The sequence below is a fragment of the Stenotrophomonas sp. STEN008 genome, from assembly GCF_056760435.1.
Genome location: NZ_JBRRET010000016.1, coordinates 1 through 16,503, shown reverse-complemented (window position 1 = coordinate 16,503; position 16,503 = coordinate 1). Strand labels below are relative to the sequence as shown.

Annotated in this window: 15 protein-coding genes; 7 read left to right on the top strand and 8 right to left on the bottom strand. The window is 65.3% G+C overall.

The features are described 5' to 3' along the window. Positions 1 to 228: 228 nt before the first annotated feature. Both ACVOME_RS09770 and ACVOME_RS09765 read left to right on the top strand, forming a co-directional pair. The gene (locus tag ACVOME_RS09770; protein ID WP_053518153.1) at positions 229 to 669 is read left to right on the top strand and encodes a DUF2231 domain-containing protein; all 441 of its coding nucleotides are present in this window, start codon (positions 229 to 231) and stop codon (positions 667 to 669) included. Further along, complete coding sequence (locus ACVOME_RS09765; protein ID WP_262218994.1) at positions 662 to 1,972, top strand: PQQ-dependent sugar dehydrogenase; 1,311 nt, start codon at positions 662 to 664, stop codon at positions 1,970 to 1,972. The genes ACVOME_RS09770 and ACVOME_RS09765 overlap by 8 nt, the downstream gene beginning before the upstream one ends. Before the next feature lie 130 nt (positions 1,973 to 2,102). Here the strand turns inward: ACVOME_RS09765 and ACVOME_RS09760 are convergent, their stop codons facing one another. Further along, the gene (locus tag ACVOME_RS09760; RefSeq protein ID WP_164150536.1) at positions 2,103 to 2,765 is read right to left on the bottom strand and encodes an exopolysaccharide biosynthesis protein; all 663 of its coding nucleotides are present in this window, start codon (positions 2,763 to 2,765) and stop codon (positions 2,103 to 2,105) included. Between the two features lie 149 nt (positions 2,766 to 2,914). Between ACVOME_RS09760 and yidA the strand changes: the two genes are divergently transcribed. Continuing rightward, on the top strand, positions 2,915 to 3,748 hold the full coding sequence (gene yidA, locus ACVOME_RS09755; protein WP_065174342.1) for a sugar-phosphatase: 834 nt from the start codon (positions 2,915 to 2,917) through the stop codon (positions 3,746 to 3,748). Between the two features lie 213 nt (positions 3,749 to 3,961). Here yidA and ACVOME_RS09750 read toward each other — a convergent pair whose 3' ends face one another. From ACVOME_RS09750 to ACVOME_RS09735, 4 genes are read right to left on the bottom strand one after another with little or no spacing between them, the layout of a single operon-like run. Then, positions 3,962 to 5,854: a phosphoethanolamine transferase gene (locus tag ACVOME_RS09750; protein WP_155760136.1), complete on the bottom strand. Its 1,893-nt coding sequence runs from the start codon at positions 5,852 to 5,854 to the stop codon at positions 3,962 to 3,964. Between the two features lie 49 nt (positions 5,855 to 5,903). Beyond that, complete coding sequence (locus tag ACVOME_RS09745; RefSeq protein WP_065174344.1) at positions 5,904 to 6,320, bottom strand: diacylglycerol kinase; 417 nt, start codon at positions 6,318 to 6,320, stop codon at positions 5,904 to 5,906. Positions 6,321 to 6,380: 60 nt separating this feature from the next. Continuing rightward, a complete protein-coding gene (locus tag ACVOME_RS09740) occupies positions 6,381 to 7,643 on the bottom strand; it encodes a sensor histidine kinase (protein WP_065174345.1) in 1,263 nt (420 codons plus the stop codon). A gap of 3 nt (positions 7,644 to 7,646) precedes the next feature. Then, on the bottom strand, positions 7,647 to 8,342 hold the full coding sequence (locus tag ACVOME_RS09735; protein WP_065174346.1) for a response regulator transcription factor: 696 nt from the start codon (positions 8,340 to 8,342) through the stop codon (positions 7,647 to 7,649). Between the two features lie 194 nt (positions 8,343 to 8,536). On the opposite strand from ACVOME_RS09735, the gene ACVOME_RS09730 reads away from it, so the two are divergent. Further along, positions 8,537 to 8,974, top strand: coding sequence for an NUDIX hydrolase (locus ACVOME_RS09730; RefSeq protein ID WP_180875595.1), 438 nt, complete (start codon positions 8,537 to 8,539; stop codon positions 8,972 to 8,974). A 7-nt stretch (positions 8,975 to 8,981) separates the two neighbouring features. Here the strand turns inward: ACVOME_RS09730 and ACVOME_RS09725 are convergent, their stop codons facing one another. Next, a complete protein-coding gene (locus tag ACVOME_RS09725; RefSeq protein ID WP_481505037.1) occupies positions 8,982 to 10,487 on the bottom strand; it encodes a YifB family Mg chelatase-like AAA ATPase in 1,506 nt (501 codons plus the stop codon). Between the two features lie 270 nt (positions 10,488 to 10,757). Between ACVOME_RS09725 and ACVOME_RS09720 the strand changes: the two genes are divergently transcribed. The 3 genes from ACVOME_RS09720 to ACVOME_RS09710 all read left to right on the top strand — a co-directional run bounded on the left by ACVOME_RS09720 (position 10,758) and on the right by ACVOME_RS09710 (position 15,447). After that, positions 10,758 to 13,751 carry a TonB-dependent receptor gene (locus ACVOME_RS09720; RefSeq protein ID WP_481505036.1) on the top strand — a complete coding sequence of 998 codons (2,994 nt, stop codon included), beginning with the start codon at positions 10,758 to 10,760 and terminating at the stop codon, positions 13,749 to 13,751. A gap of 555 nt (positions 13,752 to 14,306) precedes the next feature. Beyond that, positions 14,307 to 14,909: a DUF998 domain-containing protein gene (locus ACVOME_RS09715; protein WP_481505035.1), complete on the top strand. Its 603-nt coding sequence runs from the start codon at positions 14,307 to 14,309 to the stop codon at positions 14,907 to 14,909. Positions 14,910 to 15,012: 103 nt separating this feature from the next. Continuing rightward, a complete protein-coding gene (locus ACVOME_RS09710; protein WP_277381164.1) occupies positions 15,013 to 15,447 on the top strand; it encodes a DUF4279 domain-containing protein in 435 nt (144 codons plus the stop codon). Between the two features lie 4 nt (positions 15,448 to 15,451). Here the strand turns inward: ACVOME_RS09710 and arr are convergent, their stop codons facing one another. Both arr and ubiK read right to left on the bottom strand, forming a co-directional pair. Continuing rightward, a complete protein-coding gene (gene arr / locus ACVOME_RS09705; RefSeq protein WP_197571359.1) occupies positions 15,452 to 15,886 on the bottom strand; it encodes an NAD(+)--rifampin ADP-ribosyltransferase in 435 nt (144 codons plus the stop codon). 126 nt (positions 15,887 to 16,012) lie between these two features. Next, a complete protein-coding gene (gene ubiK / locus ACVOME_RS09700; RefSeq protein ID WP_053518135.1) occupies positions 16,013 to 16,264 on the bottom strand; it encodes a ubiquinone biosynthesis accessory factor UbiK in 252 nt (83 codons plus the stop codon). Between the last annotated feature and the right edge of the window lie 239 nt (positions 16,265 to 16,503).

Below are 16,503 nucleotides of genomic sequence, written 5' to 3'. Positions count from 1 at the left end.
CGCAACGAGCCAAACGCGACACAACTGAGAACCCCCTACCTCTTCACGGCAGCAATCTGCAGATGTGCCGATTGCGTCACAAACACTCATGCCCCGCGGTAATGACGACTGCGCATTCCTGTTGTAACGCCGAGCCTGGCCTCGTCGCAGAACCGAAGGCTCATCGCGCGCCTTCACCACCGACTGTGCTACCAAGGCCCCTGCACTTCCCCGCAATGGAGCAGGACGATGGTCAATCCGCTGGCCCAGGCCCATCGTGGCCTTGGCACGACGCTGTTCAGCCTGTTGAACCCGATCCCGTTCGGCTTCTTCGTCGGCGCCCTCATCTTCGATGCCATCTACCTCAACTCTGCCGAGGTGATGTGGGGCAAATCCGCGGCCTGGCTGATCACGTTCGGCCTGCTCATCGCCATCGTGCCGCGACTGATCAACCTGTTCGCCGTCTGGCGCCGGGGCAACACTGCCACGCGCATCGACCGCCTCGATTTCCTGCTCAATCTGGTGGCGGTCGCCCTGGCCATCTGGAACGCCTTCGTGCACAGCCGTGATGCGTATGCGGTGGCCGTTCCCGGCACGATCCTGTCGGCGCTGACCGTTGCACTGATCGGTCTTGGCCATGTCCTGTTGTCACTGCAGCCGCCGGTGCTGCAAGGAGGCCGTCATGGTTGATCGCATCGTGCCTGCTGCAGGCGGGCTGGTCCTGGCCGCAATCCTGTCGGCGTGTGCCGGCAAAGCCGAATATCACCCCAGCGAACAATCCGGTGCGCATCCGCCGCTGCCGGCGCCGGAGAACTACCTGATGCCGCCCATGCAGGTACCGCGCGGGGTGGGCTGGGCCGTTGGGCAGGCGCCGTCGGTGGCCGACGGACTGAAGATCGAGCGCATCGCTGCCAACCTGCAGCACCCGCGCCGCCTGCTGACCCTGCCCAATGGCGATGTGCTGGTGGTGGAAGGCAACGGTCCGGGCACCGAGCCGGTCACCACCCCCAAGCAATGGATTGCCGGCAAGGTAAAGGCGCGCTCGGGCAAGGCCGGCAAGGGAGGCAACCGGGTCACGCTGCTGCGGCGCGCGCCTGGCACTGCCACATGGAGCCAGCACGTCTACATCGAGGGCCTGCATTCGCCATTCGGCATCGCCCTGATCGGCGACACGCTGTACGTCGCCAACACCGACAACATCATGAAGTACCACTACGTGCCCGGCGAAACGCGCATGTCCGACAAGGGCAGCGAATTCACCGACCTCCCCAGCACCGTCAACCACCACTGGACCAAGGATCTGCTGGCCAGCCGCGATGGCAGCAAGCTGTACGTGGGCGTGGGCTCCAACAGCAACATCACCGAAAACGGCCTGGCCATCGAGTACCGGCGCGCGGTGGTGCTGGAGGTGGACGTGGCGACCAGCGGCAGCCGCATCTATGCCTCCGGCCTGCGCAACCCCACCGGCCTGGACTGGGAACCCAGCACCGGCAGGCTGTGGGCAGTGGTGAACGAGCGTGACGAGATCGGTGCCGACCTGGTGCCGGACTATCTCACCTCGGTACAGGAACATGGTTTCTACGGCTGGCCGTACAGCTACTACGGCCAGCATGTGGACGAGCGTGTGCAGCCGCAGCGGCCGGATCTGGTGGCCAAAGCGATCCGCCCGGACTACGCCATCGGTTCGCACGTGGCACCGTTGGGGCTGCTGTTCTATACCGGCCAGGCACTGCCGGCGAAGTACCACGGCGGCGCCTTCATCGGCGAGCATGGCAGCTGGGACCGCTCTCCGCTGAGCGGCTATGAAGTGGTGTATGTGCCGTTCAAGGATGGCAGGCCGACGGGGCGTCCGCAGACCGTGGTCAGTGGCTTTGCCTCGGAGGACGAGAAGACATTGAGGGGCGCACCGGTGGGCATGGCCATCGACAGCGAGGGCGCCCTGCTGGTGGCCGACGACGTCGGCGATGTGGTGTGGCGTGTGTCGGCCAGGTAGCTCTGCAGAGTCCAGCCATGCTCGACTGCTCTGGATCTGGCTTCTGTAGGGCCGAGCCCATGCTCGGCCTACGCGCGCAGCGCTGGGTTTCCGCGTACAGGTCGAAGAGCAGCCGAACGTGGGCTCGGCTCTACAGTTCCGTGGTACCGCTGCGGAACCCGCTGAACACCGATTCGGCCGCAAACCCGACACCGCCCAGCAGCACGCCGAAGTACGCAACCGTGGCGACAAGGAAGGCATAGCCGGCTGCCACCGCCGCGCCATCACGCTGGATGAAGCCGATGGCGAAGGACATCAGGGCAAGTGCCGGCAGCGTGTTGCTGAAGGGAATCGGCCCGGCCGGCGCCATCAGCAGCAGCGTGGCCACGATCAGGGCTAGGTTGTTCAGGCGCATCATCTTCTTCGAGCGCACCATCACCGCCAGCCGCATCGGTCGCGACAGGCGCTCCATGCGGTGCACCCACTTCAGTGCGCGGCCAAGGTTGGCCTTCAGCTTGTCGGTGGCGATCTCGCGACGGGCCAGCTTCTGGGGCACCCACAGCGGGCGGTTGCGCACCCGGCTCAGGCCGATCAGCAGGATCGAGGCACCGAATACGGTACTCAGCCCGGGAATCGACACCGGAATGATGAAGATGGCCGAGAGCAGGATCACGATCAGCAGCAGGCCTTCATCGCCCAGCGCGCCGAGCAAGGTGCCGACGCTGACCTGGTCACCGGGCAGCTCGTCGATCATCTGCTCGATCTGCTGGGCCAAGGGGGCGCTGTCGTTGGTTTCGGGGGCACGGTAGGTCATGCGTCGCAAGCTTCTCCAGGGAAGGGCGGTCAACGGGCCGTCCTGCGGTGTGGGACGCACAGGCTCTGGCAGTATCCCGGCCAACGTGGGCAAAGAGGTGAACCGGGCATGAGGGGGTAAACTGGCGTGCCCCGCATGAGTTGAACGCAATGGACATGGGCCGCAGGCAATCGACCGTCGAACTGGTCGCCATCGACATGGATGGCACCCTGCTGGATCCCACCCACGCGCTCACCGCACGCGCCAAGCAGGCTATCGCGCAGGCGCGCGCGCTGGGCGTGCACATCGTGCTGACCAGCGGCCGCCCGGTCCCCGGCCTGGCGCCGTTCCTGCACGAACTGGGCATCGATGGCAACGACGACTACTGCATCGCCTGCAACGGCGGCCTGGTGCAGCGCATCGGCACGCGTGAAACGGTGGTCGAGTACCCGCTCAGCTTTGACGATTTCCTGTTCTGCGAGCAGGTGGCGCGCGAACTGGGCGTGCACTTCCAGGCGCTGGACAGCCAGCGCATGTACACGCCCAACCAGGACATCAGCTATTACACGGTGGCCGACTCGCACCTCTCGCGCATGCCGCTGTCGTACCGCCGAGTGGCCGACATGGATCCCACCATGTCCTTCATCAAGCTGATGATGATTGATGAGCCGGAGGTACTGGATGCGGCCATTGCGCGGTTGCCCAGTGAGCTGACCGAGCGTTTCGCGGTGCTGAAGAGCGCACCGTTCTTCCTGGAGGTGTTCGATCATCGTGCAGGCAAGGGCCCCAGCCTGCAGAAACTGGCGGAGCACCTGGGGATCGATCGTGCCAACGTCATGGCCATCGGCGATCAGGAGAACGACCTGACCATGCTGCAGTACGCCGGCACCAGCGTGGCGATGGGCAACGCGATCGATGCGGTGAAGGCCGTGGCGCGCTTCGAGACCACCACCAATGCCGACGAGGGCGTGGCACGCGCGATCGAGCGCTTCGTGCTGCGGTAGGGGCCGCGGCGGTAGGCCGTCTCCTGCGTCGACGCAAGGTTCACACAATGTTGCCGCGTCATGCTTCCTGGCATGGCCCAGTCCGATTCCGCCCAACCACCGATCCGTCCGGGCGTCCGAGCATGCCCGCGACCCGCGCCCTGCGCTGTGCCCAGGGTCGATCTCGACGCCGAGTATCAGTTCTGGCAGGTCTATGAGCGTCTTGTCCGCCCCCTACCCGGCGGGGGCCTGCGGCGGGCCTGGCTGGTTCTGCAGGCGGTCTACCGCACCCGCCTGCGATTTCCTGCGGACACCCAGGAAGTCGCGCTCGCGCGGGTCATGTTCGGCAGCAATACCACCGCCGAGCGTTCGGCCGAACTGCAGGACCTCTACGGTCTCGTCAGTCGCCGTCTGGCAGCCGTCGCTGCCCGGGGCAGAGGTGCCTCGCGCAGCGGGGCAGGCGATCGCGCGAGGACCGGACCCCGCTGATGGCCCGCGGCATCCGGCGAAGACATCCAGCCCGGCGTGATACTCGGTGGTACTGACCTGGAACAGGCCCAGCAGTGAGTGGAACAGGTTGTCATGGCTGAACACCCGCGTAGCCGCATCGCGGCGCAGGCACGCAAGATCCAGTCCTGCATGGGAGACAAACTGCGCGGAGAACCACATGATCATCGGCACCCGGGTCTGCTCCTGTGGCGCGATGAGGTAGGGCGTTCCATGCAGGTACAGGCCGTGCTCGCCGAGTGACTCACCGTGGTCGGAAACGTAGATCAGGGCCACATCGCGGTCGTTCGAGTAGGACTGCAGCAGGTCGATCGCACTGCCGAGCATGCGATCGGTATAGACAAGCGTGTTGTCATAGGTGTTGACCAGCGCTTCATTGCTGCACTTCTGGATCTGGTTGCTGTCGCAGGTTGGACTGAAGACACGGGCGTCTGCGGGGTATCGCTGGAAGTAGGTGGGGCCATGGCTGCCCAGCGGGTGGAGAACGACGAGGCCGTCGCCCTGTATGGCTTCGATGCGCGATGACAGCCCGTGAAGGAGGATTTCGTCAAGGCACGTGCCATCGTCGTTGGCACACAGGTTGTCGACCTTCATCTGTCCCATGTAATCCGTCGGCACCCGCGCGCATACGCCCTTGCAGCCGCCGTTGTTGTTGTCACGCCAGACCACGTCGACACCGGTCTTCTTCAGGATGTCGAGGACGTTCTCCTGCGACGCGGCCCTCTCCGCATCGAACTGTGTACGCAGCATGGATGAGAACATGCACGGCAGGGAGATCGCGGTGGCGGTCCCACAGGACGATACGTTCTGGAAGCTGATGACGTTGTCCTTGCGCGACAGCATCGGGTTGGTGGGTCTGTCGTAGCCGTTGAGCTGGAAATTCCGGGATCGGGCGGTCTCCCCAACGACGAGGATCACCAGCCGGGGCCGGGGGCCCTGTGCACGCACGGCGTCGTCGGCCAATGTGCGCAGCGGCTGGAGACGGGCGCGGTGGCTGCTGCCGAGATGGCCATAGGTGTGCCGCACGATGTTCAGTGGCAGCACCTGTTCCCTCAGATAGCGGTTGTTCCGCAGCAGTGATGAATAGTCCTTGTAGAAGCCCAACGCAATGGTGACGAGCACCATCATCGTGGCAAGAACGTTTGCCAGCCACACCAGGGAGGATCGCAGGGGACGGCCGTGATTGCCCGTCCGCATGAGCAGCAGGATGCATGAGGGCAGCACGCCCAGCAGGAGGACGGACAGCACCAGCGGGAGCGAGAAGTAGGAAGCCATCTCGGCCTGATTGGTCTCCAGCACGTTCTGCACCATGCTTCTGTCGATCAGTACGCCGTAATGCAGCATGAAGTAGCTGGCGGCGCTGCTGACGATCAGCAGCAGCGCCAGAAGCGGCTTGCGCAGCAAGGGCAGCATCCCGACGGGTGTCAGCAGGAGGTTGAACAGGCAGAACAGCAGCAATGGCAACGAGCCGATGAACAGTGCGCTGCGAAAGCCATGGATCTCCACGATGGACCACAGGCTCTTCCAGAGGGCCATGTTGCCCGCCGTTGCGAAGAACGCGGCCGAGAGCCAGACAAGCGTTACCGGATGTGGCCGATGCCACGTGAAGCAATCGCGCACGTGCAGATCCTGCGGAGCCAGAGAGGCGCGCAGTATCTGGACGCGTTCATCAGGAAGTTGTCAGCTGCGGATGCGGACCCAGCAGGATCACCGCCCATACCAGCGCGACCATCACAAGCACCACGCTCTGCGCAGCGCTGCCCATGTCCTTGGCGTTCTTTGACAGGGGGTGGTACTCGAGCGAGATGCGATCGACCACCGCCTCGATGGCCGAGTTGAGCAGTTCAACCACGAGGCTCAGCAGGCTGACGGCCAGCATCACGGCACGCTCCACCGCGCTGATGTCCAGCACACAGGCCATCGTCATGAGCAGGCCGTGCAGGACAAGCAGTTGGCGGAATGCTGCCTCCCCGCGGAATGTGGCGATGAAACCGTCGCGTGAGTGAATCAGGGTGTGCAGGATGCGTCGGAATCCGGTTCTGCCGTGCCGGTACTTGCCCTCGCCCTGCGGTGCCTGCTGCTGCATTGGTGACCTGCCTCTCCATGAAAAGGTGGCCAGAATGTGGCTGGCAATGTCAGCAAAGTGTCAGGCACGCGCTTGCGGCGAGGACAGGTGAAGCAGGAATCGGCACCCCTGAGCGGATGTCTCCACCTTCATCTGCCACCCAAGGTGCTCTACCACGCGCTGCACGATGGACAGCCCCAGCCCTTCGCCATCCTGGCGTGCGCTGGGAAGGAACCTGCTGAACTGGGCAGGGTCGATGGTCGGGGGCAGGCCCGGACCGGTGTCGGCGATGGCCAGCTCGCCCTCCCGCAGGGTGATGCGGACCTCGCCCCTGTCGGTGTACTGGCAGGCGTTGCGCAGCAGATTCCATACGACGCAATGCGCCAGCTCCGCATGGGTGACCACAGTGACCTCCTCTGGGGCATCCAGCCGCAGTGTCACGGGCTTCCCTGCGAGCCAGGGTGCGCAGCGTGCCATGCACTCCTGGACAATGGCACGCAACGGGACGTCGGTCAGAGAAAGGCTCGCAGGGGATCTGGAGAGCAGCAGCAGGCAGGTCAGCTGGCGTTGCATCTCCTGTGTGGTCCGCAGGATGCGGTCGGCGCTGGGCAGCAGATGGCTGTCGGACGGCAACTGGTGAAGCAGTGTCTCGGCCGCGCCAGCGATGATGGCCAAGGGCGTACGCAGCTCGTGGCTGGCGTCTCCGGCAAAGCACCGCTCGCGGTGCAGGAACCGCTCCAGCTCATCGCTATGCTGGCCAAAGGCACGCGCAAGAACGCCGATTTCGTCGCGCGCGTCCTGGTACGGGAACGGCTTGGATGTGCGCTGCACCGCCTCGGAAAGTCGGGTGATCGGAGCGATGACGTGGGCCGACGTCAGTCGCCCGATCCAGTAGGCGCACAGTACGCAGGTCAGGATGACCAGTGCGGCGAAGGCATTGATCAGGTGTTCAAGGTAGGCATAGTGCTCGCCGTCCTGGAGCAGGTAGTAGCGCTTGCCCTCGACGTCGAACACCCGCAGGTGCCACTCGTTGGGTGCGGGCTCGCCGTGGTAACCGGGACCATACTGGCGCAGCACGGTCGGCACGTTCTCCTCGTCATAGAGCTGACTGTCATGCGTGACCACGCGTGGTGATCCAAGGCGGATCGCATCCTCCAGCCTGCGTACCTCGCCATCCTGCGCCCGTGAGACCGCCGAGGCGCGTACCTCGTCATAGTCGACGAGCTCGACCACGGCGATGAAGCACATGGCTCCGGCCATCAGCAGCACGAAGGAGACCGTGATGCGCGTCCGCAGCGACATCCGTTGATAGATCGACGTCCACGCCGTCGGTCCTGTCGGCATGACCTACTCCGGTTGCCCGGGCGCGGGGTTGGAAAGACGCCAGCCTACGCTGTGTACCGTTGCGATGAGCGGGTAGTCGAAGCGCCGATCCACCTGCAGACGCAACTCGTGGATATGCGTTCGCAACGCGCCACTGTCAGGCGGCTCGTCACCCCAGATCAGGTACTCCATGTCCTGCTTGCGCACGACGGCCGGCGCCGCCCGCACCAGTGAAACGAGCAGTTTGTGGGCCGTCGGCGTAAGGCTGATCGCCTTGCCGCACCGCCATGCCTGCGGCGAGCGCGTATCCACCTGCAGCTCCTGCCACGCGATCACCGTGTCCACCTGCCGGCCCTGGGCTCGACGTACCAGGGCCTTGATGCGGGCATCCAGCTCGGCCAGTGAGAACGGCTTGACCAGGTAATCATCCGCGCCCAGGGCAAGGCCCTGCACCCGGTCGTCCACCTGGTCGCGCGCGGTGAGCATCAGGATCGGTATGGGGTTCTGGAACTCCTGCCGAAGCCTGTGGCACAGCGTCATCCCATCGAGGCGGGGCAGCATCAGGTCCAGCAGAACGGCGTCATAGTCGTTCTCCGTCGCGCGGCGCAGCCCGCTGGCGCCGTCCCGCGCATCGTCCAGCACGTAGCCCAGTGGTTCCAGGAACGCATACAGATTGGCTACCAGCTCAGGATTGTCTTCAATGATGAGCAGGCGTGTCATGGGCCGCGCGCATGAGGAGACATGAAGCCCGAACTTTGGCCGATCCACCGACGTTTGCCAAGCCTCGTCGCCCGTTCCGCCAAGGGCCCGCACGCCATGACTGCGGCATGAAGCAGCTGCGCATGTTCTTTTTCATCTCTTGAGCTTTCGCCTATCGTGTGCGGTCCAGCGGGCATCGACAGACGGAGGCAATCATGGAGACCAGACGATCCGCGCGCCTGGTGATCGTCGATGAAGACGGAAGGCTTCTGCTGTTCCGGTACCACGACGAACACCACGCCCCCTTCTGGGCGACCCCGGGCGGTGAACTTCTGCCGGGCGAGAGCTATCTGGACGCGGCGCGGCGCGAGCTCCGGGAAGAAACCGGACTGAACCTGCAGATCGGCAGGCTTGTTGAGGAAAGGGACGCCGTCTATGCGGTCGCCCGTTCGACACCCGCGCGATGGCTGGAGACGTATTTTCTGGTTCACGCTCCTGCACAGCCAGCCATTCGACGTGACGGCTGGACAGAAGAGGAGAACGCCACGATCACAGACTGGAAGTGGTGGCGCGCAGAGGAAATGAGAGAGCAGCCTTCCTGCGTGTTCAAGCCGGAATGGCTGCCGGGATTGCTGGAGCGGCTGCGGTCATGATGCAGCATCATTGGCTTGCCTTCCCCCGATCCAGCTGCCGATAGCCAATCGCCTCGGCCAGATGTGCGGTCTGGATGTTCTCGCACCCGGCCAGATCGGCAATCGTGCGTGCCACGCGAAGAATGCGATGCATCGCGCGCGCTGACAGTTGCAGGCGCTCGATGGCGTGTTCCAGAAGATCCTGGTCGGCCTCGCTCAGCCGCGTGCACGCGCGCAGCGCAGCGGGCGGCAGATGCGCATTGAGTCCCCCGCGCATCTGCTGCCGCGCATGCGCAGCCTCCACCCGCCCGCGCACCGCATCACTGGGCTCGCCCAGCGGCGTGCTCTCACGCAGCTCCACCGCATCCATGCGCGTCACCGCGATGTGCAGGTCGATGCGGTCCAGCAATGGGCCGGAGACTCGGGCGCGATAGCGGGTAATCCGCTCATCGGTGCACAGGCAACGGTTGCTGCGGTCGCCGGCCCAACCGCAGGGGCAGGGGTTCATCGCCGCGACCAGCTGGAACCGCGCCGGAAACATCACGCTGCGTGCAGCGCGGGCGATGCGGATGTGGCCCGATTCCAGCGGCTCGCGCAGGGTCTCCAGCGCGCTGCGGTTCCACTCGGGAAGTTCATCCAGGAACAGCACCCCATGGTGCGCCAGTGATATCTCGCCGGGGCAGGGCGGATTGCCGCCGCCCACCAGTGCCGCAGCACTGGCGCTGTGGTGTGGCGCGCGGAACGGTCGTTGTCGCCATCGCTTCGGGTCCAGCCCTTCGCCGCTGACCGAGGCGATGGCCGCCAGCTGCAAGGCATCGATCTCGGTGGACGCTGGCAGCAGCCCGGGCAGGCGTGAGGCGAGCAGGGTCTTGCCACAACCGGGGCTGCCGATCAGCAGCAGATGGTGCCCGCCGGCCGCAGCCACTTCCAGCGCGCGCCGTGCATGCACCTGCCCGCGCACATCGGCCAGATCCGGCAGCGGCCGGGGCGTGGTGTCCACCCGCTCAACCTGCGGCAGCAGGCGCGGATTGCCCAGCCCGGCGCAGCATTCCAGCAGCGTGCGGGCCACGCGCACGTCGGCGTGCTCGGCCAGCGCCGATTCGGCCGCATTCCCCGGTGGGACCACCAGGATGCGGCCCGCTTCGGCCGCCGCGATGGCGGCGGGCAGCGCGCCTGCAACCGGGCGCAGCTCGCCGGTCAGGCCCAGCTCGCCCAGGAACTCGTACGGCAGCAGCGACTGCGGCGGGATCTGGCCACTGGCGGCAAGAATGCCCAAGGCGATGGCCAGATCGTAGCGCCCGCCTTCCTTGGGCAGGTCGGCGGGCGCCAGGTTCAGGGTGATGCGCCGTTGCGGGAAATCAAAGCGCGCGCAGAGCAGCGCCGCACGTACGCGTTCGCGCGACTCGCGCACACTGGTTTCGGCCAGACCGACGATCTGGGTGGCGGGCAGGCCACCGGAAAGATGTACTTCCACCCGCACCAGCGGGGCCTCGACCCCGGCGCGGGCACGGCTGTAGACCAGGGCCAGGCTCATGTGTGCTTCCTGCAGAGAGAGAGGCTCGATGGTGCGGCCGTCACTCTGTCCGTCGCCATCAGGCATTGCTGGCCAGGCGCCTAGGGCTTTCCTGCGTGGCACGAGGAGGGGGGGGCACCGACGCGCGCGCGGTTCGGTATGACCGTCGGCCAAAAGCAGATAACCACTGAGCATTTCTGCATTGGGGCACGGGCGGGGTTAATGAATGTGCGATGTCTGGTCCACCGATTGCGGCTGGCATTGCTTCCCCCACTACCCGTACAGCCCACGATGACGACAGCTCGTTCTTCACTGCGCCCGCGATTGCTGGCGTTGGCGGTGTTGCTTGCCACCGCGTCTCCCACACTTCATGCACAGTCCACCACCGGCGCGATCGCCGGACAGGCGCCGGCCACCGCCCAGCGCATCTTCGTTCGCAGCGATACCGGCCTCACCCGCGAGGTGACGGTCGATGGGCGAGGCCGCTTTACCGTCGGCCAGCTGCCACTGGGCCGCTACGCGGTGGAAGCACGCGATGTCGAAGGGAACGTGCTGCAGACCCGCGAGGGCATTTCGCTGACGGTAGGCGCCAGTACCGAGGTGTCCTTCGCTGACGTCACCCGGCTGGACGGTGTGCAGGTCAGCGCCGACCGGGCAGCGGCTGCGATCGATGTCAGCAGCGTGGACTCGCGCACGGTGATCACGGCCGAGCAGCTGCAGCGCCTGCCACTGGGTCGCTCGGCCGAGGCGATCGCGCAGCTTGCGCCCGGGGTCAACGGCAACAGTGGCAATGGCACCTATGCCGGCCCGACCGGTGCACAGCTGGTGAGCTTCGGTGGTTCGTCCGCTGCCGAGAACGCCTACTACATCAATGGCTTCAACAGCACCGATCCACTGCGCGGTCTGGGTGGCCTCACGCTGCCCTACGGCAGCATCGACCAGCAGGAAATCTACACCGGCGGCTACAGCGCCAAGTACGGCCGTTCCGATGGCGGCGTCATCAATGCGGTGGGCAAGCGCGGCACCAATCAGTGGCGATTCGGTGGCCAGGTCACCTGGGAACCAGCGTCCACGCGCTCGGACAAGGACGATGTGCGTTACCCGGGCAATGGCGCGCTGTATTCACCGGAAAGCCAGGACCGCGAGTGGGTGACCACGCAGAGCATCTACGCCGGTGGTCCGCTGCTGGAAGACCGGCTGTTCTTCTTCGGCTCGTACGAGCTCGAGCGCCGTGAGGGCACCGACGTCAAGAATGTGGAGGCGACCAATGCCTACTCCCGCTATGAGTACGACCGCCCGCGCTGGTACGCCAAGCTGGACTGGAACATCACCGACAACCACCTGCTGGAACTGACCGGAGCCTCCAGCCGCAATGTCTTCCGGGGCGATAGCTTCGCTTACGACTACGACACGCTCACCCGCGGTGCGCAGCGTGGCAAGGAAGACACCACCAAGACCGGTGGCGACCTGTGGACGGCCAAGTACACCGGCTACCTGACCGACCGGCTTACCGTCAGCGCGCAGTATGGCGAAATGCGTACCGATGACTACATCGGCAACCCGGCCTACGACGGAAGCCTGACCTACATCAGCAGCGCCACGCTGCAGAATCCGGCGCTGAACGGTGGTACGCCGATCACCAATGCGCAGACCACGTCGCTGCTGGTCAACCCGGATCGCGGCAACCGCACCAACAACCTGCGACTGGATGCGAACTACAGATGGGGCAACCACAGCATCACGGTCGGCATCGACAACCAGAATGCCCGTGCGCTCAACCGTGGCTCGGTGGCCTCCGCCGACGGTTACTACTGGATCTATGGCCAGTCCAACCCGAACGTGCCCCTCAATACCGGCCTGGGCGTGCCGGCCACCGGCGGCATCCGCAATGGTGAGGAGGGTTATTACGTGCGCCAGTACATCTACAGCGCACTGGCGTCGGTACGCGCCTCGCAGCGGGCGCAGTACATCGAGGACAACTGGCAGGTGACCGACCGCCTGCTGTTGAACCTGGGCCTGCGCCTGGATCAGTTCACCAACTACAACCGCGATGGCGACGCCTACATCAAGCAGACCAGCGGGCAGTGGGCGCCGCGGCTGGGCTTCAGCTGGGACGTCGACGGCGACGGGCGCTTCAAGGTGTTCGGCAACGTGGGTCGCTACTACCTCGCGCTGCCGCTCAACCCGGCCTTCAACGCGGCGGGCGCGACGCTGGCTACCTCGACGTACTACACCTATGGCGGCATCGACAGCAACGGTTATCCAACCGACCTCACCGCGTTCTCCGGCGCGGTGTCGGCCAACAACTACTACGGCGTGCTGCCCGATCCGAAGACGGTGGCGACCTCCGGCATCGAGCCGTCCTACCAGGACGAGTTCATCCTGGGCTTCAGCAGGGCGCTCGGCCAGAACTGGGTGTACGGCGCGAAGGCGACCTATCGGGTGCTGCGCAGCGGCGTGGATGACTACTGCGATATCGGCGCGGTGCTGGCCAAGGCCGACAGCCTGGGGTATGACGTCACCAAGGACAGCAATCCGGTCAGTTGCTGGTTGATCAATCCTGGCCGTGCGAACACCTTCAATCTGGTCGATACCAGGGGCAACTACGTAAGCGTGCCGCTGACCAATGCCGAGATGGGCTTCCCCAGGTTCAAGCGCAACTACTACGCGGTGAACCTGTCGCTGGAGCACCCGTTTGATGGCCGCTGGTATGGCCGGGCGGACTACACGTGGTCGCGCAGCTATGGCACCACCGAAGGGCAGCTGCTGTCGGGCATCGGCCAGACGGCGGTGTCGACCACGCAGGCCTGGGATTACGCGCAGCTGATGGAACACACCAACGGGCCGCAGAGCAACGACCACACCCACCAGTTCAAGCTGCATGGTTACTACCAGTTGACGCCGGAATGGCTGGTCTCGGCCAACCTCAAGGTGATTTCCGGCGCGCCCTTCAGCGCATTGGGTTCGTATGGCCCGAACTTCGAAGACCCTTCCGGCTACGGCATTGCCTACCACTTCTACAACGGCCAGCCCGCGCCTCCGGGCAGCCAGGGGCGCCTGCCCTGGCTGAAACAGCTGGATCTGGGAGTCTCCTACCGGCCTTCGGTGGCGGCTGGGCGACTGGGCTTCAACCTGGATGTGTTCAACGTATTCAACCGCCAGGTGGCGTTGTGGAAATCGCCGTACTCCGAGTTGGATCCGGGGCAGCCGGACCCGCTGTACGGCGCAGCGACGGTACGGCAGGCACCGCGCTCGCTGCGCGTCAGCGTGAGCTACGACTACTGAGGGAATGCGACGGCACGGGCGGGCATAAGCTGCCACCAGTAGGGGGGCGGACGATGCGTGGCTCGAAAACCGGGTTGTGTTGGGCCGGCGGGCACGAGGCCCCCACGAACCGCCCGCCATAGCCGACAGGCGCAGACTTCGTCACAGCAGCGGGTTTTCGAGGCCCGGCCACCGATACACGGTGGCGGAGCAACGATTACCCGCCGTTGTGGGGAATGCCAAGGGATCGGGGCCAATGCGGCCAGGCCCGAGACGTTTCTGGCATTGTCGTACAGGGAGGAGTGGCGCGAGAGGCTTGAACGGCGGGGCTTTCGGTACTTCTGCGACGGCCCCGTCAGATTCGTCTGTTGGAGGGAGAAGAGTGCGTTGATTGCGACAGCGTGCGGCGCGCGTCTGCGAAGGTGCGAGTGACTTTCCACCTATTGACCGTCCAGCGCGCCACGCCGAGTCTGACTGCCGCGGCAGGCACCTGGACGTGGCTGCCCGCAGTACGAGAAGGCGGTGGTGTTTGAATGGATTCGCCGCCCCCGCAGACCCCGACAAGGATCATTGCAGATGTTGCGTCACAGCCGACCTCTTCTTTTCGCGGGTCTGATACCCCTGCCATGGTTCCTATTCTGGACCACCGTTGCTGCGATGCTCGCACCCGGTTACAACCCGATTGCACATCACGCCAGCGAGCTGCTGCAGGCACCCGTGCTCGCAAGCCTGTGCGGACGGATCGCCGCCATCGGCTGCGGGCTGGGGTTCGTACTGTTTGCCATCGCGCTATGGCGGGAATCCGGTCGCCGGATCGCCGTGGGTGCCGCCTGCTGGATGATCTTTGGCGTCTCCATGTTGACCAATGGGCTCTGGCCCATGGGTCATCCGATGCACGGCTTCTACGCCATCGGTATCGCGAACATCATTGCGCCGGCGATGTCGCATATCGAACTGAGGGCCTGGTCGGCCAACCGAAGGGCCTATGCCGTGACTGCCGTGGTGAGCATCGCGGCAGTGGTCTATCTATGGTTGAACCTGGTGGGCGCGGATCCGCAGGGTTTCAGGGGACTCACCCAGCGCCTGTTCTCTTCCATCAACTCCCTGTGGCCCTTCCTGGTCGCGCTGTACCTGCTGCGCAGGGGGCCAAGTGCACTACAGACGCAGCCCGCGCATTGATGGACAGGCGTGCAGGCACGGGGCAATCGCGCAGGTCCGATCAAGGCTGACATTGACGGGACGCGCATACTGAAAGACATTCCGAAAAGACGACCCGACTTCAATGGCAGCATTCGATCATTCCCTGGTAACGCTTCGATTTTTCGGCGACGACCTTCTGCCGGATGAGATCAGTGCCCTGCTGGGGGCGGCTCCAACCGCCTCGCATCACAAGGGCCAGGAACTTGGAGGCAGCCACTCGGGCGTCGTGCGTATCGCCAGGACCGGAAGCTGGCGAATGGCCGCGATGCGTCGTGAGCCTGAAGATCTGGAGGCTCAGATTTTTGAGATCCTTGATCAGCTCACCGGAGATCCCGCCATATGGAAGTCGCTGGCACGGTTCCGGCCTGACCTGTTCTGCGGCCTTTTCATGGGCAGCAGCAATGATGGTGTCTCGCTTTCGCCCAAGGTCCTGCTCGCCCTGGGAGAGCGCGGCATCGAGCTCGGCCTTGACATCTACGATGCCGATGAAGATGTGCGCAACGCTCAGCACCAATAGACCATCAGTTGATGATCTCGCCACTCCCCGATGCGACGAATTCCCTCAACTGCCGGATGAAGTCCGCATCGTAGGGTTCCCACTCGGTGATCTCACCGACAATCCGCAACGGCTGTGCACTGCGATACGACCGTGTCGGGTTCCCGGGAAACTTCTTGTTGGTGACGTTCGGATCGTCCTCGAACGGCCCGGTCGGTGCCACCACGTACACACGCGGCCGCCCCTCGCCCCGGGCCATCTCCGCGGCCAGCCCGGCGCCCTTGGCAATCGTGGTGAAGTAGACGTGGTTCATCACCACGCCATCGCGATAGTTGGAGCTGTAGCCCGCAACCAGCAGATCGCCCGTGGCCAGGTCGGCCCGGGTGCCGTGATAGAACGGCCCGGCGACCTGATCGCAGGTGTCCTGCGAAACGGGTGTCCATTCGGTGTCCTGCGTCATCGCGATACCCCCAGGTTGTCCTGCCGGATCGACAGGCCGGCGAGTCTAGGGGGCCAGGTGGGCCTTGCTGCAAGGCCCCATCCGGGAAATAATCTGTAAGTGGGAGGCGCAGTGCGCCTCCTTTTTTCATTCTGCGGCGCGGCGCCCTTCCAGCTCGCGCACCGCTGTTTCCAGCGCATCCAGCTTCTGGCGGGTCTTCAGCAGCACCGCGCGCTGCACTTCAAATTCCTCGCGCGTGACCAGATCGAGCTTGGCCAGCCCAGCCTGCAGCGCGCTCTTGAAGGTGGCCTGCAGTTCCTCGCGTGATTCGCGCAGGCCCGGCGGCACCAGGTCGCTGAGGCGGCGGGCGAGGTCATCGATTTGGTTCAGGTCGATCATGGGGTGCTCCGTGGGTGGCGCCCCCCCCCACACCCCCGGCCGCGCCCGGAGACCCCCAGCAAAAAGCCCCGCCCCCCCGCCCCCCCAGCCCCCCCCCCGCCCCCCCCCCCCCCCCCCCCCCCCCCCCCCCCCCCCCCCCCCCCCCCCCCCCCCCCGCCCCACCCCCCCCCCCCCCCCCCCCCACCCCCCCCCCCCCCCCCCCCGCGCCCCCCCCCCCCCCCCCCCCCCCCCCCCCCCCC